Origin of the sequence: Streptomyces sp. KR80 (genome assembly GCF_052245555.1) — a bacterium.
Taxonomy (GTDB): domain Bacteria; phylum Actinomycetota; class Actinomycetes; order Streptomycetales; family Streptomycetaceae; genus Streptomyces.
In genome coordinates this window covers 69,337-89,625 of sequence record NZ_JBQQCD010000009.1, presented here as the reverse complement: position 1 = coordinate 89,625, position 20,289 = coordinate 69,337, and the positions used below count along the sequence as shown (strand labels likewise).

Below are 20,289 nucleotides of genomic sequence, written 5' to 3'. Positions count from 1 at the left end.
ATTGACGAGCCGGCATGCCCATGCGATGCTCCGATTTGGGAGCGCTCCCGCACCTTCTGCCGCCTCCTCGAGACGGCATCCTCCGTCTCATCTCGAAGCACTGGGAGCCGCTCCATGCCTGTTGTCCCGTCCTTCATGCAGTGCCCGAAACGCCTCTCGTCCGTCCTGCTGGCGACGACGGTGCTCGTCGGGTGTCTGACGACCGCCCCCGGAGCCGCTGGGCTCGCGACCGCCGTCGAACGGGCTGCGGCAGCGTCCCCCTTACGGACCAATCAGGCGGGCTATCTGCCGGACGGCCCCAAACGGGCGACGGTCGTCACCTCCGCCACACAGCCGCTCCCCTGGCAGTTACCGGACGCCTCCGGCGCAGTGGTGGCGTCCGGCTCGACCGTCGTACGCGGCACGGACGCGGCATCCGGCGACTCGACCCACATGGCCGACTTCTCCTCGTTCACCGGGGCGGGCACGGGATACGTCCTGTCGGTCGACGGGCGCAGCAGTCATGCCTTCGACATCCGCGCGGACCTCTACGACGGGCTGCGCTCGGACGCGATGGCCTTCTTCTACCACCAACGGAGCGGGCTTCCCATCGAGGCCTCGCTCGTGGGTTCCCCCTACGCGCGGCCGGCCGGCCATCTCGGGGTTGCACCGAACAAGGGCGACACCAGCGTTCCCTGCCAGGCCGGGGTGTGCGACTACTCGCTGGACGTCAGGGGCGGCTGGTACGACGCGGGCGACCACGGCAAGTACGTGGTCAACGGCGGTATCTCCACGTGGCTGGTGGTCAACTCCTTCGAGCGGGCGAAACGGTCCGGCACCGAGAGCGCGCTGGGCGACTCCACGCTGCGCGTTCCCGAGCGCGGCAACGGCACACCCGATGTGCTGGACGAGGCGCGCTGGGAGCTGGACTTCCTGATGCGGATGCAGATACCGGAGGGCAAGCCGTACGCCGGTATGGCGTTCCACAAGATCCATGACGCCGCCTGGACCGGGCTACCCACGCGCCCCGAGCTGGACGCCCAGCAGCGTGAGCTCCACCGCCCCTCCACCGCGGCGACGCTCAATCTCGCGGCCACCGCCGCCCAGTGCGCCCGGGTCTTCGCCCCGTACGACGCCGCCTACGCCGACCGGTGCCTGACGGCAGCGCGCCGGGCCTGGGCCGCGGCCCAGGCCAACCCCGCCGTGTACGCGCCGGATTCCGACAACACGGGCGGCGGCGCGTACGGCGACTCCCAGGCCACCGACGAGTTCTACTGGGCGGCTGCCGAGCTGTACGCGACGACCGGGGAGAGCGCCTACCGGGACGCGGTCACCTCATCCTCGTGGCACACTTCCGCAGGCGCCTTCACCTCGTCCGGCTTCAACTGGGCCGATACCGCCGCACTCGGCAGGATCACCCTGGCGACCGTGCCGAACTCGCTGCCGGCGTCCGACATCACCCGGCTGCGCTCCTCGGTGGCGGCCGCGGCCGACGGGTATCTGTCCACGATGGCCGGCCAGGGCTATGCGGTGCCGATCCCCGTCTCGGCGTACGTCTGGGGCTCCAACAGCCAAGTCACCAACAATGCGATCGTCATGGCCGTAGCCCATGAGCTGACCGGGCAACAGCGCTACCGCGCCGGGGTGCTGGAGGCGCTGGACTATCTGCTGGGCCGCAACACGCTCGGGCTGTCGTACGTCACCGGTTACGGCGAGGAGTTCGCCCGCAATCAGCACCACCGCTTCTGGGCGCACCAGCTCGACTCATCGCTGCCCAACCCTCCGGCGGGATCCCTCGCGGGCGGCCCCAACGCGGCACTGCAGGACCCGGTCGCCCAGGAGCGCCTGTCCGGCTGCAAGCCCGCGGCCTGCTACATCGACGACATCGGCTCGTACTCCACCAACGAAGTCGCGATCAACTGGAACGCCCCGCTGGCCTGGCTCGCCGCCTACGCCGCCGAACGCGATACGGACACCACGCCCTCGCCTGCGTGCGAGGCCACGTACTGGCGTTCGCCTTCATCCTCGGGCGGGAGGTCATCGGATCCGGTCGACGGGCTGCGGCGGGACGTTGCGGACGTCCCCGCCCGCCGCAGCCGTTGACGGTGCTAGCCGATCGCCGTGTTGGTCAGCTCAGGGCTGGGGTTCGGGAAGCAGGACACAGGCACGTCGACATCAAACCCGGCCGAGACCACTGCGGTGAACGTCAATCCCGGGTCGCTGTAGCTGGTCCCGGCGACCTTGGACACCACGGTGCCGCTCTCGCCGGCGGTGACGCTTGCGGTGAGTACGGGCGGAGTGAGCGTAGATCCGCCGGGCACGGGCCCGGGGATGCTCACGGCGATCTTGCTGCCGGAGACGCTGGCGCTGGAGGGGTGCGAACCGCCGTCGAGTCTCGCCGAGTTGATACTCGCGCCCGTGATGGCGGTGTACTGCTTGATGTCTTTGATCTCCTTGACCTTGTAGCCCTCCACGTCGGTGGGCACGCTCATGACGCCGGGGGCCAGGCGGATGTCGAAGGCGCCGCCGGGTGCGCCGCTGGCCGGGGCGGTGGCGTCCACCTCGCTTGTCTGCGTGGACGGGCGGGGGTCGCCGATGGGCGGGCGGGCCTCGCAGTCGAACGTGATGGGCACGACCGCGGCGTGGGCCGTGGTGGGAGCGAGCAGCAGGGTGAGCGCTGCGGCGCCTGCGGCCAGCGCGGCAGAGGATGTGTGGGGGTAGCGCATGACGTTCACCTTCCGGTCAGGCGAGGCAGAGGGCCCTGATCGCCGAGGGGGATGAAGCAGGTGACGGCGGTGGTCGTCGAGCCGGACTGCCCTCCTGATCGTCGGCGTCGGTCCGCTTTATCGCTGCCGGCGCCGACCCTCAGGTTGGCGTTGTCGGGTGGCCGAAGACACGCGTGACCCGTTGGCGGTCTCCTGCGCCGCGGGGCCGATCGTCTTCTCCGCGGCGCCGGTCGGGTTCGTGCGGCCGTCGCCCTGCGTTGGGTCGGGTGGTGCGTACATGACAGGCGGAAGATAAGACGGTGATCTTGCGAAGGGAAGGAGCCGTTGTGGCAATGGCCGAAACCGGTCCAGTCGTCCGGCTCACCCGTTGCGCCCCAGGTCGCGTTCTTGATCGAGCAGATCGCCGAGCACATGGCCCGCTTCCCCGACCCGTTGCGCTAGAACGATCCCCAACGCTGGTTTGCGCCGCCGTTGCAGTCCCATAGGACCACTCGGGTGCCGTTGGTCGAGTTGGCGCCGGGCACGTCCAAGCAGCGGCCGGATTGCGGGTTGACGAGCGTGCCGCCCGAGTACTGCCACTTCTGGTTGCTCCCGCCGTGGCACGTGTAGAGCTGGCCCTGCGCGCCGTTGGATGTGCTGCCGCCGTAGACATCCAGGCACTTCCCGAGGATCTGCACCGTGCCGTCGCTGTTGACCGTCCACAGCTGGCCGGCGCTGCCGTTGCAGTCGTGGATCTGCACGGGGTTCCCGTCGGCGTCGCTGCCGCCGCTGTTGTTCAGGCACTTGCCGGCAAGACCGGACCTGATCGGGCCGCTGATCCCGGGCTGGGTGCTGCCGGGCCCTCGCTTGAACAGGCCGAACGAGGCGATCGCCGGGGCGGCCCGCGAGGCGGTGATCCGCAGCCGGATCCGGTCCGTGGTCACCGGTTCGCTCAGCCGGACCAGCTTCTTGTGGCCGACCGTGGTGTCGGCGGCGATCTGGGCCCAGGCGGTGCCGGTCCAGCGGTCCACCGCGAAGCCCTGGGTCCGCATCCCGATATTCAGGTCCTCCTGGACGGAGATCACGTCGAACGTCTTCTGGCCGGCCAGATCCAGCACCAGCGCCCCCGTATCGGCGGTCGGCTGCCACGAGGTGTCCAGGTTGCCGTCGAGAGCTGCGGCGGGCGCGTGCCCGGCGGAGTTGTCGGTGCCCGTGTCATTGGCGGCCGCGGCCCCGGCGGTCAGGTCGGTCTCGAACGTGCCCGAGATCGTCCGGTGGAGGGTGGACAGGGCGTCCAGCTGCTGCTGGTCGATCAGCCCGCGCCGGTCGGGCCCGAAGTTGAGCAGGAGCTGGCAGTTGCGCCCGACCGAGGTGTAGTACTGGTTCTCCAGCTGCGCCGGTGTCTTCATCACGTTCGTCGGCCAGAACCAGCCGTCGACCATGATCGACGTGTCGCATTCCGCGGGGGTCCAGCGCAGCAGGTTCCACTTGCTCGTCCCGTCGGCCTTGCGCTGGCCGAGCACGGCGTCACCGGCGAGGTCCTCGGCCCGCTCGTCCTCGGGCTCGAGGAACCGGTCGGCCGCGGTCGCGGGGTCGCCCACGAGCGGTGTCGGCGACCACTCGGAAGGCCGCCCGACGCCGTCCTCGTTGCCGACCCAGCGCATGTCGATGTCCTGGAAGATCACCGCGTTCGGCTGCAGCATCCGCACGATGCGGGTCCAGTCGGTGTAGTTGTACGGCTGTTCCCTGCCGGTCGGGTTGGCCCCGTCCCACCACACCTCGGCCACGTCGCCGTAGCGGGTCAGCAGTTCGTAGAGGTTGTTCATGAAGAGCGTGTTGTAGTCGTCGGCGGTGACGGAGAACGTCCGGCCGTCCACGACGTCCGCGGGGTGGGTGGGGATGGTGCGGGGCGTGGCCGGGCTGTTGTTGGCGAACCTGCCCCCGGGCTGGGCCTCGTGCAAGTCGGCCGGAGAGACGTACAGGCCGAGCCCGAGGCCTTGTTCGCGGGCGGATTCGGCGAGGTCACGGACGACGTCGCCCTTGCCGTCACGCCACGACGTCGATTCCACGCTGTGGTCGGTGTACCGGGACGGGAACAGCAGGAACCCGTCGTGGTGCTTGGCGGTGAGGATCACCGACTTGAAGCCCGCGTTCTTCAGCGCGGTGACCCACTGGTCGGTGTTCAGCTCGGTGGGCTGGAAGATGTTGGGATCCTCGGTGCCCGTGCCGTGTTCGCGGGTCGTCCAGGTGTTGACGCCGAAGTGGATGAACGCGGTCAGCTCCTGCCGTTGCCATGCGAGTTGGCGGGGCGCGGGCGTTACGGTGGCCGCCTTGGCCCGGATCTGTGCGGGGGTGTCGTTCGGGGAGATCGCGACCACGGGGTTCGCCGCGGCGGCGTCCGCTGCGGCGGCCTCCGCCGCCGGTTGCGCCGTACCCGCCAGCGCCATGAGCGCGGTCAGCGCCAGCGTCACGACGCCTGTCATTGCCTTTCTCATGCAAAGCCTCCTTTAGGACGCCACGAGCTGCCACTGCTGGTTGGCCCCACCGTTTCCCGGCCACTGGATGACCGCGGTGTCGTCGGCTGTCGAGCCGCCGGTGATGTCCGCCAGGTATCCGCTGTGCCGGTTGACCAGCGTGTTGTAGCCGTCGGCGGCCGTGCCGAGGGTCCACTGCTGGTTGGCGCCGCTGTTGACGGTCCACTGGACGAGCTGCGTGCCTTGGGTCGTGGAGAAGCCGGGCACGTCGAGGGCCCTGCCGCTGCCCACGTTGACGATCTGGACGTAGGCGCCGGACTGGACCGTGCGCCAGCGCTGGCTCCTCGCGCCGGTGTCGGTCTGCTGCACGATCTGGGCTCCGTCCGCTGTCGAACTGCCCGCGACCCCCAGGACCTTGCCGCTGTTGCGGTTGACGATCTTGTAGGTCGTGGTCGTGCCCGGGGTGATGGACAGGTTGTCGAACTGCACGGTCCGCCAGCGGGTGGCGATATTGCTCTCACCCACTCCGACCGCCATGCCGGCCGGCCCCAATCCGTACGTGGAGTCGTTGGCGCTGCCCAGCGTCACGCCGTCGACGATCGCGGTGAGCGTCGACCCCTGGAGCCGGAACGCGACCGTGTGCCAGGTTCCCGAGCCCAGCGCCGCACGCGTACCGGAGGCGAGCACCGTCATCCCTCCGCCCGTGTCACCGCGCAGGATCTGCCAGCCACCGCCCTGCCCGACCTTCAGGTAGTAGGCGTTGAGCTGCCCCACCTGCCAGTACTCGCGGGCACCGAACCGGCCGATGAGCGCCACCGAGCCGCCTGTCTGCTCGAACATCACATCGGACTGCACGGTGTAGTTGGTCAGCGAATTGTCGCCGATCAGCGCGTAGGCGGGGCTTTGGTGCGGGTGCCACGGGATCGGCGCGACCGGCGCCATCTGCCGCACGCACTGCCCGGTGCGGCCGCCGCCGCAGCCGACCGTCTCGAAGGATCCGTGCTGGTCGGTGAGGTACCGCGCCAACCGTCCGGATGCGTACGACTCGAAGGTGTCGGTGTGCGGCAGGGGGAAGGCCGCTGCCGCCGACCCGGTCGCCGAGCCCTTGCCCTGGCCGGTGGTCGTGCTGATCGAGTAGACCCGGCCGGGTTGGAGGGTCAGCGACCAAGTGCCGCCGGACGGTGTGATGTCCGGCTGGCGTACGAACCAATCGGCCTGGTTGTCGGAGTTCAGGTTGGACGCCCACACCCGCAGCGACCCGGTGGGCAGCCCACCCGTGACGGTGGCGGTGAACTGCTCGGTCGCGGTGGCGCGGGTGGTCTCGATGATGGTGGTGTAGTTGCCGTTGCCGGGCGCCTTGAGCGTCACATAGCTGCCGATGTTGCGATCGCTCGAGAGGTACCCGCTGGCCGAGTCGATGAACTGCCACCCCGGCTGGGCGAACTGGTTCCAGTGCGCCTGCACCCACAGGCTCTTGCCGTGGCTGTACTGGCCCGACCAGGGCTGCGGCGCCACCATCAGCCCGGTGGTCTGGAAGGGCAGGCCAGGCGGGAGTGCCGCGATCAGCGGCCAGTTCATGTACGCGGTCATCTTCGCGTCGATATAGCCGCGGCTCAGCTGACGGGCCATCACCGGGCCGCCGGCGTTGGCGTCCTGCGACCCGTTCTCGCTGGCCCACAGCGGCTTGCCGATGTTCCGCGCAGCCTCCGTCGACTCGCACACGTCGCCGGTCGACTCGGAGACGCCCCGGCAGGGGTAGTGCGCTCCGACGATGTCGATCGCGCTTCTGAACGCCGCGTTGCTCTGCATGTCGCCCACCACGTCCCACCCGCTGTCCGCGCCGACGAGCTGCACATGGCCGAACTCGTTCGCGTCGAGCGCGTTGCGTAAGTTGACGAACCAGGTTGTGTTCCAGCCGTTCTCGTTCCACCCGCCGAGATAGTCGATCGTGAGTCCATGGACGTCCCGGGCACCGCGCAGATAGTTGATCAGGTAGGTGATCATGTTCTGTGTCCACACGTCGGACGTGCCGATCCAGCCCGGAGCCGCCCACGCCAGCGCGGCCAGCTTGATGTTCGGGTTGCGGGCCTTGGCCTCCTTCATCAGCCACCACTCGTAGCCGCGCTGGTAGTTCTGGTCGGTGGCGGTGTGCATATGGCTGGGCTCGGCACCGTCGGTGGAGTTGGCGTCGCCGCCGATCTCCACCTTGAGCAGCGATATCGCGGCCCCGTAGCCCGGTTTGAACAGGTAGTCGAGGATGTGGCTGCGCTGCGGCTCGGCGTAGTCGTAGAGCAGCTTGGAGTTGCCTCCGCCGCCGCTGATCGCACCCACGCCGTCGAAGGTGCGGCCGGCCGCAGCGCCGTTGATGGTGATGGTGGTCGCGGCCTGCGCAGCCTCGGTGGGTCCCAGCGCGGATGCCAGGAGTGCGAGGACAACAGCGAGGACGCGCAGAACGAGGGCCCGCATCGCGTTCACACCTTGACCGTCTGTGCGCCGCGAGAACCGGGCGTTGAGGGGTGTCGCCATGCGGTGCCTCCATCGGGGACGGGACATCGACAACGTTGTCGCACGCTCGAAGAGGGATTCGTTTTGGATTCTTCGGATTGCGGGAGGATTGCGGCTGGTCAGCACCGCTGGGTCGGTAGCCGAGTGTGGAGTTAGGGCATGCTCGCGTCAACCCTTGCGGCGAGTGTGTTGCTTCGTGAACATTTCGCATGTGCCAATGGGATACGCCGACACGTCACCGGCCGGTGCCCACGGCAACGGCGTTGGCCGTGACGATCACGGCAATGGCCAGCCACGACGCCGGGTCGAGGTGCTGGCTGAGGACAAGCATGCCGACGAGGGACGCGAACACCGGGTTGACGCTCATGAAGATCCCGAAGAAGCGGGCGGGAACCCGGCGCAGCGCGAGCAGGTCGGCGAGAAACGGCACCGCGGAGGACAGCACGCCCGCGGCCAGCGCGCACAGCAGGGCGCCGACGGTGGGCTGGTGGAGCCACAGGACAGCGGCGCCGACGGGCAGGTAGAGCAGGCCGGAGACGGCTGCGGCGGCGGCCGATCCCTGCAGCCCGGGCAGGCGCTCACCTACCGTACGGTTGAGCAGGATGTAACAGCCCCAGCAGACGGCGGCGAGCAGCGCCAGCCCGATGCCGAGGTAGTCCGTGCTGGGCCGCGGGCGGGTGAGGACCACTACGCCCGCCGCGGCGGCGAGAGCACAGGCCAGATCGATACGGCGGCGGGAGCTCGCCAGCGCTACAGTGAGCGGACCCAGGAACTCCAGGGTGACCGCAAGGCCGAGCCCGATCCGGTCGATCGCCGCATACAGCGTCAGGTTCATGGTCGCGAAGACTGCGGCGAGCCCCAGCACCGGCCGCCACTGCGCAGCGGTGAACGCACGCAGCTTCGGCCGGCCGGCGCTCAGCAGCACCGCTGCGGCCACCCACTGGCGCACCGCCACCACTCCCGCCGGCCCGAGGGTCGGGAAGGCGAGCGCGGCGACCGATGCTCCGACCTGGTTGGACAGGCCGCTGCCGACCATCAGCGCCATCCCGGACCATCGGGGCAACGTCGCCTGCGCTGCGGTGGCCGCCGTCGTCTCTGTGCGCGCTTCGATTGCCATGGCACGACCATCCGCCACGCCGACGCATGAGAGAAATGCATCCGATGCGCCATCTATACTCTGGACGCATGAATGGTCGTACGGAGCCGGAGCTGCGGCACCTGCGCTGCCTGGTCGCGATCGTCGACACCGGCAGCTTCACCGACGCCGCGATCGAGCTCGGCGTCTCCCAGGCCGCGGTCTCCCGCACACTGCTCGCGCTGGAGCAGATCCTCGGCGTGCGACTGCTGCACCGCACCAGCCGCACTCTCACCCCTACCACCGCCGGCGTGCAGGTCCTCGCCCGCGCCCGCCACCTACTCGCCGAGGCCGACGAACTGGTCCGCCAGGCCACCACCGGCCACACCCGGCTGCGCATCGGACACGCCTGGTCCGCGCTGGGCCGCCACACCGCCGAGTTCCAGCGCCGCTGGCACGACCGCTACCCCGACGTCGAACTCCACCTGATCCGCCACAACACCCCCACCGCCGGCCTCGCCGAGGGACTGTGCGACCTGGCCGTCCTCCGCACCGCAATCGACACCCGCCGCTACGCCCACGCCCTCGTCGGCCACGAGCGCCGCTACCTCACCCTCGCCTCGGACGATCCGTGGACCAAGCGCCGCAGCGTCCGCCTGGAGGAGATCTGTGAACGCACCCTGGTGGTGGACCGCCGCACCGGCACCACCACCTTGGACCTGTGGCCCGAAGGCGCCCGCCCCGCCGTGGAGTACACCCACGACATCGACGACTGGCTCGCCGCCATCGCCACCGGCCGCTGCGTCGGCGTCACCCCGCAGGCCACCGCCACCCAGTACCGCCGCGACGGCATCGCCTACCGCCCCCTGCGCGACGCCGACCCCATCCCCGTCCACCTCATCTGGCGCCGACACGACCCCCACCCGGCCACCCACGCCGCCGTCGCCCTGCTCGCCGACCTCTACCGCGAAGACGCCTGACGCCCGAGCGAACAGCCCCCATGTCCGCGACTTCGGTTGCTGACAGCCGACGGCCGGGGGTCCGGTCGGCCGTACGTTCAGCCGCCGGCGGAGAGGTTCAGCCGTGCGACGGTCAGTTTGGCCGTGGTGGGGGAAGAGCTCAGCGGCGCCTCGTAGTCGGGCGTCGCCGACGCATACGCCCACACCAGGTCACCGTCCGGGAGGACTCCGATGTCACCGGCGAGCCGGGCCTTCATCAGCCGCTCGCGGGAGCGGAACTTCCCGTCGTAGTCGATCAGACGGAGACGTGTCCCGGTAAACCGCCCGGTGCACGTGCCCTTCGCACACCGCGGGTTCGCGAGCGTCTCCCATGACACGAGCAGCCGGTCTCTCCCGTACGGGGCTATGCGCACGTTGACGTGCTCGGTCCCCGGGACGTTGGTGAGATACACCGGCTTTCCGGCGGGCGTCGACCGGTTCTTAAGAAAGGCCACCGCGACCTGGTGGGTCTTCCACCTCGGCGTGACCTTCCAGCCGCGGCCGGTGGCGTCATCGGGATTCTTCACCGCCTTCGCCGCCCCGCGAGAGCCGAATGCGGTCGCGTACCGCCCGGTGGCCGATTTCACCAGCGCGCCCGTACGCCCCGGGAACGTGCCGCCGCAGTAGCCCGCCCAGCACTCCTCGCGCTGGACGACGGGTGCGGTCTCGGGGGCCCCGATACCGGTGCTGACGAAAAGACCGGACCTCCAGTCGTCGTGGCACAGGGAGGTGAACGGCCCGTTCTGCTCAGGAAACAGGGCGATGCCCTCGTTGTGGCTGCAACCCCAGTTCCAGCCGCCACCGAGCTTCGCGCCGCGGGCACTGACATACGCCAGCTTGTCGCCGAAGTGGCCGTCGGCCGGACCACCTGCGCCGTGGACGACGAAGTACGCGCCGTACTTCGAACCGTTCCACTTCAACTGGCCGTCCAGCACCGGAGCGGTGTCGTGGCTCGCCGCGCCAGTGAGTCTTCTGGTGAACGCCCGCTTGCCGTTCTTGTAACGGATGACAGCGGCCGCCGTCTCCTTCCACTTGTTGCTGTCGGCGACCCGGGTGAGGAGCGCGAACCCGTCGTTGTGCGCCATCAGTCCGCCGATCTCCTTCGCGCCCGCGACGACGGTGTCGGAACCGCTGCGCTTCATGGCCTTCGTGAGTGTCGTGACGTGGACGCCGTCAGCCGCAGGCCACGCGACACGGACGGTGCCGTCGGCGGCGACAGCCGTGTCGACGCGGGTCCACTCGGGCACGCGGTTGTAGCCCCCTTCGAGGTACGACAGCTTCTTCGGCAGCGTGACGGTGGTGAGCTCCAGCCGGTTGGCCAGAGACGCGGGTGCAGCCGACTTCGGCTGCGCGGTGGCAACCTTGTCGATCGCGGTCGGCGGGCTCGTCGAGGCGCTGGCGGAAGGTAAGGCGGCGGGAGAGGCGGAGACCGTGCCCCGCGGCTTGTCGCCCGTTTCGTCGATCATCGCCGATGCCGTGCCGTAGGCAGCCACGGCCAGCGCGGCGCCACCCGCCACCGCGATCAGCTGCGGGCTGCGACCGCGACGCCGGCGCCGGGTCGCCTGGGCTTTGGTACGTACCATTCTGCAACCGTTCCTCAAGGGGGCGCTGTCGCCGTGAGTTGCCGCCGTTGGCTGGAAGGTTGCCTTCGCCAAGGCCAACTCCCCGGCGCGGAGGGCCAGGAGCGTGTGAGAGCCTGCCGCCGCGCCGGTCCTCAGCACCGGACGGGCTTGAAGAACGACACCGACGCGGCCAGGACCTGCGGCGGCAGACTCCGACGGCCGTTGGACGAGGGACACATGAAGGTCCCGGGGACCGCGGCCGCGCTCGACCGGGGCGGGTCCGCGGCATGCTCAGTCGAGCTGGATGTAGTCGCCGGGGGTGGCGGTGAACGTGATCGGCGCACCGGCGGTGCCCGACCGGGGCGGCGTCACCGTCTCCCGGTAGGTGCCCGCCGCGATCTGGCAGGTATCGCCCGCCACGGCGAGGGCGGCGCACCTGGAGATGGTGCGTAACGGCGCGGCCGCCGACGTGCCGGCGTTGGCGTCATTGCCGGTGGGCGCCACGTAGTACGTCGTCGCCGCGGCGAACGCCGCGGAGTCGGTCGCCACGAAGGTCAAGGGCGGCGAGCGTCGCCACCACGGCTGCGGTCCGTTTGCCCAGTCTGAGCTTGCCTCTCATGAGCTTCCTCCGCTGGTCAGGGGTTCGGGTGGCTGCTTGGTCAGGGCCTCGGGAGACCGCGCGGCCGGGGCCTTAAGGTGGCTGCCCAGCCGGGGGCAGGGGTGGCCGTCACCAGGCCGCGTCGGCGTCGGGGCCGGTCGGCGCGCCCAGCACCGCGCACCTCAGCCAGTGCTGGGAGAGCAGCAGGATCAGTAGGCGACGGGCCATCCGCTGCTCCAGTTCAGGAGGTTGACCCCGAGCTTGGGCGTGCCGTTCGCCTGGCCGTCGTAGTAGTGGTAGACGAGCAGATCGCCGTCGACGTCCTTCATGACGTGCTGTCCGCCGGGCCCGATGTAGCGGCCGTGGCTCTCCAGGACCAACGTGCCGCCGTTGTTCATCATGCTGACTCCGTTCCTGTCATAGAACGGGCCGGTGGGCTTGGTGGCGCGGCCGACCTTGATCTTGTACGTGCTGTTGGTGCCGGCGCAGCAGGTGTCGTACGAGGCGAACAGGTAGTAGTACCCGTTCCGCTTGACCAGCGTGGGTCCTTCGATGGCCTTGGTACCGGTCGGGCGGGAGGCGAGGGAGTAGCGAGTGGTGTCGGAGGCGTGCTGCTTACCCGTGGACGGGTCGATACGGATCATTTTGATCCCGGTCCACCAGGAGCCGAAGGTCAGCCACCACTTGCCGTCGTCGTCGACGAAGAGGTGCGGGTCGATGGCGTTGTAGTCGCTGGAGGAGCTGGAGGTGTAGACGGCTCCCCGGTCGGTCCAGGTGCCGGGCTTTCCGCTGGTGGAGGTGGCGAGACCGATCGCGGAGTTCCGGGAGCCGAAGGTGGAGAGGGAGTAGTACATCCGGTAGCTGCCGCCGTGGTACGAGATGTCCGGCGCCCAGGCGTCGTTGCCGGGGGAGTACCGGGACCACCAGGACGGCGGCGAGTTGAAGGCGTTGCCGGCCCGGCGGAAGGTGATCCGGTCGGTGGACATGCGGGCCTCGATGTAGCCGTGGGTGGAGTAGAGCAGGTACTGGCCGTCGGAGGCTCTGATCATCGTCGGGTCGTGGACGACGATGTCGCCGGTGACATGGCCGGGGTTGGGGTAGGCGGCGGCTCCGGCCGGCATCAGGGCGAGGAGGAGAGCGGCGGGCAGGGCGAGGAGGGTTGTTCTCCGGGGCGTACTGCGGCTCATGGGGGTTCCTCCTTCGGGGAGGGCGGTTGCGGTGGGGTACCTGCGTTCGTAATGACGAACAGCAACCACAATTCCGAACGGAACGTAGAATCGAATGGTTTGCGCGTCAACATTTCGCGGAGACCTTCTTTCGCTCCATGTCCCTTTTGGATCACAGGTCTTGACCGCCTCGTTCGTCTCCCCACCGTGCGAGCGGCCGCCGCAGCCCAGGTCGCCCATGCCGCACCAGATGACAGCAGGGATCAACGCCGGGGTTGCTGATCGCCCGTCGGGGCGAAGGTGCGGCGGCCCTGTAACGAAAGGCCGCGTTCTTATTGACGTTCCAGGGCGCGGGAGCCACACTCCCGGCCCGCGATGGAAACCGCTTACTACCTCGCGGCACGCCTCTCGGTACCCGCAACCGATCCGCTTTCTTCCTAGGTCGCGGGTGCCCTCGAAGTGAATCGATTCACTCGAATCGGATTCGACGACGTGTGCACAGCGCCGGGCGACGGGCCCGGCTCCCCCCACAGGAGAAGATCAAAATGGGACGCAGAGCAGCACCCCGCATCAACCGAACCGGCATGGCCGTCGCCGGTGTCACCGCCCTTCTCGTCACCGCGGCCGCGGTGACGGTCCCCGCGATCGCCGCTGATGAGGAGCAGCGGGCGGCGGAACCGGTCGCCGCTGAGGCCCCGCCGCAGGCCGCAGCCGACTGCGGCGATGGCTCGTACCGGGCGGAGGCCGTGAAGAACGGCAGCACGTGGACCGCTCGGCGCGGCAGCAGCGTCGTGTACACCGGCGGCGACATGCGTGCGGCCATGCAGGCCGCGATCAACAGCCTGACCTCCGGGCGTACTTCCAAGGAACGGGTCGTCGTGCGCGGCTCGGGCTCCATCAGCCGGGGATCCCGGGTCTCCCTGCCGAGCTACACCGTGCTCGACGTCTGCGGCACCATCAACGTGACCGGCTCTGGCTCCGGCGACCAGGCGCCGGTCTACGCTCGCGGCGCACGGGACATCGAGGTCCAGCATCTGAACCTCACCGGCAACCCGTTGTACGGGATCTTCATGCGGAACGTCCAGAACGTCGTCCTCGGCCAGATCGACATGCGCCTGTCGGGCGGCCTCGGCGTCCGGATCGACAACCGCGGCGACACCAGCCAGTGGACCAAGAACGTCAGGATCGACAACGTCTACGTGTCCGGGGCGGGCAGCCACGCGGTGGAGACGTACGGCGTCGACGGCATCACCATCGGCACCGTCACCGCCCGCAATGTCGGCGAGTCCGGCCTGCTGCTGAACCAGACCATCAACGCCACCGTCACCAAGGTGGACGCGGACAACGCGGGGGCCGGAACCGGCTACGCGGCGTTCCGCATGGCCAACCGCAACGGCCGGGTCGGCAGCAGCTACCCCACCAACATCCGGGTGGGCGAAGTCATCGCCCGCCGCGGTGGACGCGGGGTCTTCTGCGTCTCCGAGAGCGGCGGCGCGGTCATCGACAAGGTGACCATCTCCAACACCGGCAACAACTCGATCCTGATCGAGAACTGCTACAACGTGAACATCGCCGCCCGGAGCGGCAGTGTGACGGGCGGCGGAGAGATCCGGCTGGCCGCGCGGTCGTCGTTCCCGAACAACCGCGACATCACCGTCCAGAACCTCACGGTGACCAACTCGGCCATCAGGGAAAGCCCCTGCGGAGAGAACACGACATTCCGCAACAACCGGCTCGTCAACAGCAGCCAGGACATCTGCTGAACGCCGGGCTTCGCGGCGTCCTGCGGACCGTGCCGATGCCGGTCCGCAGGACGCGCACTCTTCACTTCTCATGGCTCGTCAACTCGCCGCCGACGCGTACTGAAATAGCTAGGTCAGCCGGATCATGTTCCAGGACATGGGCTCCAGGGTGGTGCGCAGGGTGCCGTTCGTGAGGGTGGTGCCCTCGGCGGCAGGGTGCGGGGTGACGCGTTCCGGGGCGGCGAGGGTGTTTCGGGCGTCCGGGTCGGCGTCCCCGAGGACGCTGTGCTCCACGAGCCGGGTCACGTGCAGGCCGTGCAGGGCGACTTCCAGGGGCAGGGGGTCGGTCTGGCTGCGGTTGACGGCGAAGACGGTGACCGCACCCGTCTGCGGGTCGCGGACCGCGGTGGCGTGCAGCAGTGGCACTTCGCCGTACTGCTGGGTCTCGTACGTCGGCGAGTCGACCCGTACCTCGAGGACTTGGCCGCGCCCGTGGCGGGAGGCCTGGGCGAAGGGGAAGAAGGTCGTCTGCCGCCAGGCCGGGCCGCCCGGTTCGGTGAGGATCGGCGCGATGACGTTGACCAGTTGGGCGAGGCAGGCGACCGTGACCCGGTCGGCGTGGCGGAGCAGGGCGATCAGCAGGGAGCCGAAGACGACGGCGTCGGTGACGGAGTAGTTGTCCTCCAGCAGCCGCGGCGCCTCCGGCCAGTCCAGGGGGCTGCGCTGCTCCTGCTGTTGGAACCGGGTGAGGTACCAGACGTTCCACTCGTCGAAGGAGAGGTTGATCTTCTTCGTGGACTTGAGTTTCGCCCCGACGTGGTCGCAGGTGGCGACGACGTTGTCGATGAAGGACTCCATGTCGACGGCGGAGGCGAGGAAGGAGTCCCGGTCGCCGTCGAGTTCCTCGTAGTACGCGTGCAACGAGATGTAGTCGACGAGGTCGTAGGTCTCGGTGAGGACCGTGGCCTCCCATGCGGCGAAGGTCGGCATCGACTGGCCGGAGGAGCCGCAGGCGACCAGTTCGACGGACGGGTCGATCTGCCGCATGGCGCGGGCGGTCTCGGCGGCCAGCCGCCCGTACTCCTCGGCCGTCTTGTGCCCGGTCTGCCAGGGCCCGTCCATCTCGTTGCCCAGGCACCACAACCGGATGCCGTACGGATCCTTGTCGCCATGGGAGACACGCAGGTCGGACAGCGCCGTCCCGGACGGGTGGTTGGCGTACTCCTGCAGCCGGACGGCCTCGGCGACCCCGCGGGTGCCCAGGTTGAGGGCCATCATCGGCTCCGCCTGCGGGCCGATCTTCTTCACGAACGAAATGAACTCCGACAGGCCGAAACGGTTCGTCTCCGTGGACCGCCACGCCAAGTCCAGCCGCCGCGGCCGCTCATCCACCGGGCCCACGGAGTCCTCCCACCGATAGCCGGAGACGAAGTTTCCTCCCGGATAGCGGATCGCGGTCACACCGAGCTCACGGATCAGCTCCAGCACGTCGCTGCGCAGCCCGTCCTCGCCGGCCGCCGGGTGGCCGGGCTCGAAGATGCCGGTGTAGACGCACCGGCCGAGGTGCTCGACGAAGGACCCGAACAGCCGCGGGTCGACGTCGCCGACGGCGAAGGCGGGATCAAGGGTGAAGCGGGCGGTAAGTGGGTGGGACATGGCGTCCTTTCGCACGACAGGATCGGGATTCAGCCTGTTCTGGCGGGGAACCACGGGCCTTCACGTCCGCGAGGAACGGCCTCCTTGACCCGGCGGCGTGGAGCGGCGCCGCACCACCGGAAAGCTACGCCCCGATCAGTCGGGGCGTTTCTGGTTCTCGATGTATTTCTTCACCACGCGGCGCCCCGCCGCATGGGCCGGCGAAGTAGGAGGGTGACCAGAAGTGCTCGCCCCACAGGTCCTGCGTTGTCCGTCACGTGCGTCCGTAATGTCGAACGCCGCTCGGAACTCCGGACGGGAAGTTAGGTTCCGATGCTGGACACGTCAACGCTTTGCGCAGGATCCACAGAAGTTCCCCGCCAGCCGAACGGGGCGAGCCGAAGTTGTGAGGGCAGCGGCGCAATCGCCCTCTTGTTGCAGACCAGTTGAGACGGCAGACCTCGCGTAGGCAGGAGATGTTCGAGCCTCTTCCGAGGTACCGGAGGTACGTACGCGTGGGCAAACCCAGACCTGCTCTGCCGGCCGCCACGGCCGCCGTCGCAGCGAGCCCCCTGCTGCTCGCCTCGCCCGGGGCGATCGCCGGGATGCCCTGCGTGGCATCACCCGACGGGACGTGCTGCAACTGCTCGGCATGGCGACGACCGCGGCTGCTGTCACCTGCACCCGCCCTGGTTCCGGCCCCCCGACGCTGCGAGAGTTGCGCGCCTTGATCGATGGAGATGACACGCCGGCCCGCGCTTCTCACTGACAGCCGGACGCCGTTCGCCTGGCGAGTTCCTCAAGGTATCCACCTCTCCGGTCGCCGACCGGGTGTGTGTGGATGCCGACAGAGGCATTGACGTGCCCTTGCCATGCCCCTACTTTCTGGTCGGCAATCCGAACCATGTACGGCATTTCGAACACCCGCAGCCAGAGAAAGAGGCATCCATGGCACCCCCACTTGCCAGGCGAGCCGTCCTTCGTGCCGCAGCTCTCGCGGCCGCGGCACCTGTGATGTCCTCCGTCGCCGCAGGCAGGGCGACGCCAACCCCGCGTTCCGTGCTCGGCGCGGGCGAGTCGACCGCCGCACTCACCGCCCCGTCCGCCTGGACCCTGCAGCCGTTCGCGCTCAAGGACGTGGCGCTGCGCGAAGGCATCTTCACCACCAAGCGCGCCCTGATGCTCGACCACGGCCGGGGCTACGACGTGGACCGGCTGCTGCAGGTCTTCCGCGCCAACGCGGGGCTCTCCACCCGCGGCGCGGTGGCTCCCGGTGGCTGGGAGGGCCTCGACGGTGAGGCCAACGGAAACCTCCGCGGCCACTACACCGGCCACTTCCTCACCATGCTCTCCCAGGCCTACGCCGACACGGGCGAGAAGGTCTACGCCGACAAGATCCGCTCCATGATCGGAGCGCTGACCGAGGTCCGCGAGGCGCTCCGGGGCAACCCGGCTGTGCTGAGCGTCTCCGGCAAGTTCGGTACGGCCGCGGAGAACGTCCGTGGCTCCTACCAGTACGTCGATCTGCCGGCGGGCGTCCTCGGCGGCGCCGCGGCCGTGACGCTCGCGGCCTGGGTGAAGCCCACCCACAACACGAACTGGGCCCGGATCTTCGACTTCGGCAACGACACCACCCGCTACCTCTACCTGGCTGCCCGGAACGCGGACGGGGTCCCGCGCTTCGCCATCACGACCAACGGCCCGGACAGCGAGCAGGGGCTGGGCGGCACCGCGCCGCTTCCGCTGAACCAGTGGAGCCACGTGGCGGTGACGATCACGGGCACCACTGGGACGCTCTACGTCAACGGCACCGCGGTCGCCCGGAACACCGCGATGAGCCTCAACCCGGCGGCGCTCGGCGCCCTGAAGAACAACTGGCTCGGCCGGTCCAACTACTCCTCCGACCCGGTCTTCGCCGGCGTCTTCGACGAGGTCAACTTCTGGTCGCGGGCGCTGACCGCCACCGAGATCGCGGGGCTGCAGAGCAAACCCGCCGGCGAGTCGTCCGCGGGCGCCGGTGATCTGGCCTCGTACAGGTTCAACGAGACCAGTGGAGGGACCTTCGCCGACTCCTCGGGCCGCGGCCGGCACGCCACCCTGCGCCGGACCTGGGGAGGACCGAGCCACCCCGGCTTCCTCGCGGCGTACCCGGAGACGCAGTTCATCACCCTGGAGTCGATGACCAGCGGCGACTACACCGTGGTGTGGGCGCCGTACTACACGGTGCACAAGCTCCTGCGCGGTGTCCTCGACGCCTATCTCAACACCGCCGACGCCCGGGCGCTCGACCTCGCCTCCGGCATGTGCGACTGGATGTACTCCCGGCTGTCCAAGCTGCCGGAGAGCACCCGGCAGCGGATGTGGGGCATCTTCTCCAGTGGTGAGTTCGGCGGGATCGTCGAGGCGATCTGCGACCTGTACCGGATCACCGGCAAGGCCCAACACCTGGCGCTGGCCCGCCTCTTCGACCTCGACAAGCTCATCGACGCCTGCGCCGCGGGCAAGGACACCCTCGACGGCCTCCACGCCAACCAGCACATCCCCATCTTCACCGGGCTGCTGCGGCTGTACGACGAGACGGGGGAGCAGCGCTACCTCACCGCCGCGAGGAACTTCTGGGGCATGGTGGTCCCGACCCGTATGTACGGCATCGGCGGCACCAGCACCGGTGAGTTCTGGAAGGCGCGTGGGGTCATCGCCGGAACGCTCAGCGACACCAACGCCGAGACCTGCTGTGCGTACAACATGCTCAAGCTGAGCCGGATGCTGTTCTTCCACGAGCAGGACCCGAAGTACATGGACTACTACGAGCGAGCCCTGTACAACCAGGTCCTCGGCTCGAAGCAGGACAAGGCCGACCCGGAGAAGCCGCTCGTCACGTACTTCATCGGCCTGCTGCCCGGCCATGTGCGCGACTACACGCCCAAGGCGGGGACCACCTGCTGCGAGGGCACGGGCATGGAGAGCGCCACCAAGTACCAGGACTCGGTGTACTTCAAGAAGGCCGACGGCACCGCCCTGTACGTCAACCTCTACAGCCCGTCCACGCTGACCTGGACCGAGAAGGGCGTCACCGTCACGCAGACCACCGACTACCCGAGGGAACAAGGCACCAGGCTCACCGTCCGGGGCGGCAGCGCCGCCTTCGACCTGCGGCTGCGCGTACCGGCCTGGGCGAAGCGTGGGTTCACGGTGACCGTCAACGGCAAGAAGGTGACGGCGGACCCCGTCCCCGGCAGCTACTTCTCCGTGTCCCGCACCTGGCGCGACGGAGACACCGTCCGTGTCTCCATCCCGTTCCGGCTGCGGGTCGAGAAGGCTCTCGACAAGCCGGAGATCCAGACCCTGTTCTACGGACCTGTCAACCTGGTGGCGCGCGACACCCGCAGGGCGTACCTCCGGTTCGGGCTCTACCGCAACGCCGCCCTCTCCGGCGACCTGCTGCCCACACTCACCCCCGTGTCCGGCAAGCCCCTCCACTACACGCTCGACGGCGTCGAGTTCGCGCCCTTCTTCGAAGGCACCGAGGACCCGACGCACGCCTACTTCCAGCGGGCCGAGCCCAAGGTGGTCTTCGGCAAGATCGACTCCGGCGTCGCCAACCCGGCCAAGTCCGACGGCATCACGCTGCTCGACGAGATCTGGTCCGCCGCTCCCTTCACGAACAAGAGCGCGCTGGTCAAGCACGTCCAGACCACGGTGGATTCCTGGGTGGCCGCCGGGCGGCTGAGTTCTGGGGACGGCACGAAGGTGGTGAACACCGCGAAGAACGCTTCCTACGTGTCCTGACGACGGACCGCACTGACCGCCGGCTCCGGCCCAACCGTGAGCCGGCATGTGTGACCCCCCA

General features: G+C 69.0%; 12 protein-coding genes. 4 read left to right on the top strand and 8 right to left on the bottom strand.

Annotation, left to right across the window (positions count from 1 at the left end; all coding sequences use genetic code 11):
• Positions 1-114 precede the first annotated feature (114 nt).
• Positions 115-2,082: a glycoside hydrolase family 9 protein gene (locus tag ACTWQI_RS15465; protein ID WP_443270837.1), complete on the top strand. Its 1,968-nt coding sequence runs from the start codon at positions 115-117 to the stop codon at positions 2,080-2,082.
• A gap of 5 nt (positions 2,083-2,087) precedes the next feature.
• Here the strand turns inward: ACTWQI_RS15465 and ACTWQI_RS15460 are convergent, their stop codons facing one another.
• The 4 genes from ACTWQI_RS15460 to ACTWQI_RS15445 all read right to left on the bottom strand — a co-directional run bounded on the left by ACTWQI_RS15460 (position 2,088) and on the right by ACTWQI_RS15445 (position 8,708).
• Positions 2,088-2,705: a cyclase gene (locus tag ACTWQI_RS15460; protein WP_443270835.1), complete on the bottom strand. Its 618-nt coding sequence runs from the start codon at positions 2,703-2,705 to the stop codon at positions 2,088-2,090.
• Positions 2,706-3,142: 437 nt separating this feature from the next.
• Positions 3,143-4,888: a ricin-type beta-trefoil lectin domain protein gene (locus ACTWQI_RS15455; protein ID WP_443271038.1), complete on the bottom strand. Its 1,746-nt coding sequence runs from the start codon at positions 4,886-4,888 to the stop codon at positions 3,143-3,145.
• 303 nt (positions 4,889-5,191) lie between these two features.
• Positions 5,192-7,684, bottom strand: coding sequence for an RICIN domain-containing protein (locus ACTWQI_RS15450; protein ID WP_443270833.1), 2,493 nt, complete (start codon positions 7,682-7,684; stop codon positions 5,192-5,194).
• Positions 7,685-7,898: 214 nt separating this feature from the next.
• Positions 7,899-8,708, bottom strand: coding sequence for an EamA family transporter (locus ACTWQI_RS15445; protein WP_443271036.1), 810 nt, complete (start codon positions 8,706-8,708; stop codon positions 7,899-7,901).
• Between the two features lie 140 nt (positions 8,709-8,848).
• Between ACTWQI_RS15445 and ACTWQI_RS15440 the strand changes: the two genes are divergently transcribed.
• Entirely contained in the window at positions 8,849-9,718 is an 870-nt protein-coding gene (locus ACTWQI_RS15440; RefSeq protein WP_443270832.1) for a LysR family transcriptional regulator, read from the top strand.
• 77 nt (positions 9,719-9,795) lie between these two features.
• Here the strand turns inward: ACTWQI_RS15440 and ACTWQI_RS15435 are convergent, their stop codons facing one another.
• The 3 genes from ACTWQI_RS15435 to ACTWQI_RS15425 all read right to left on the bottom strand — a co-directional run bounded on the left by ACTWQI_RS15435 (position 9,796) and on the right by ACTWQI_RS15425 (position 13,083).
• Complete coding sequence (locus tag ACTWQI_RS15435) at positions 9,796-11,319, bottom strand: hypothetical protein (protein ID WP_443270830.1); 1,524 nt, start codon at positions 11,317-11,319, stop codon at positions 9,796-9,798.
• A gap of 270 nt (positions 11,320-11,589) precedes the next feature.
• A complete protein-coding gene (locus ACTWQI_RS15430) occupies positions 11,590-11,847 on the bottom strand; it encodes a right-handed parallel beta-helix repeat-containing protein (RefSeq protein WP_443271034.1) in 258 nt (85 codons plus the stop codon).
• A 258-nt stretch (positions 11,848-12,105) separates the two neighbouring features.
• Positions 12,106-13,083: an arabinan endo-1,5-alpha-L-arabinosidase gene (locus ACTWQI_RS15425; RefSeq protein WP_443270828.1), complete on the bottom strand. Its 978-nt coding sequence runs from the start codon at positions 13,081-13,083 to the stop codon at positions 12,106-12,108.
• A gap of 524 nt (positions 13,084-13,607) precedes the next feature.
• Here ACTWQI_RS15425 and ACTWQI_RS15420 point away from each other — a divergent pair.
• The gene (locus tag ACTWQI_RS15420; protein ID WP_443270826.1) at positions 13,608-14,825 is read left to right on the top strand and encodes a hypothetical protein; all 1,218 of its coding nucleotides are present in this window, start codon (positions 13,608-13,610) and stop codon (positions 14,823-14,825) included.
• 108 nt (positions 14,826-14,933) lie between these two features.
• Here ACTWQI_RS15420 and arfA read toward each other — a convergent pair whose 3' ends face one another.
• Positions 14,934-16,460: an arabinosylfuranosidase ArfA gene (gene arfA, locus ACTWQI_RS15415; protein WP_443270824.1), complete on the bottom strand. Its 1,527-nt coding sequence runs from the start codon at positions 16,458-16,460 to the stop codon at positions 14,934-14,936.
• Positions 16,461-17,387: 927 nt separating this feature from the next.
• Here arfA and ACTWQI_RS15410 point away from each other — a divergent pair.
• Positions 17,388-20,228 (top strand): beta-L-arabinofuranosidase domain-containing protein, encoded by a 2,841-nt coding sequence (locus ACTWQI_RS15410; RefSeq protein ID WP_443270822.1) that lies wholly within the window; start codon positions 17,388-17,390, stop codon positions 20,226-20,228.
• Positions 20,229-20,289: the final 61 nt, after the last annotated feature.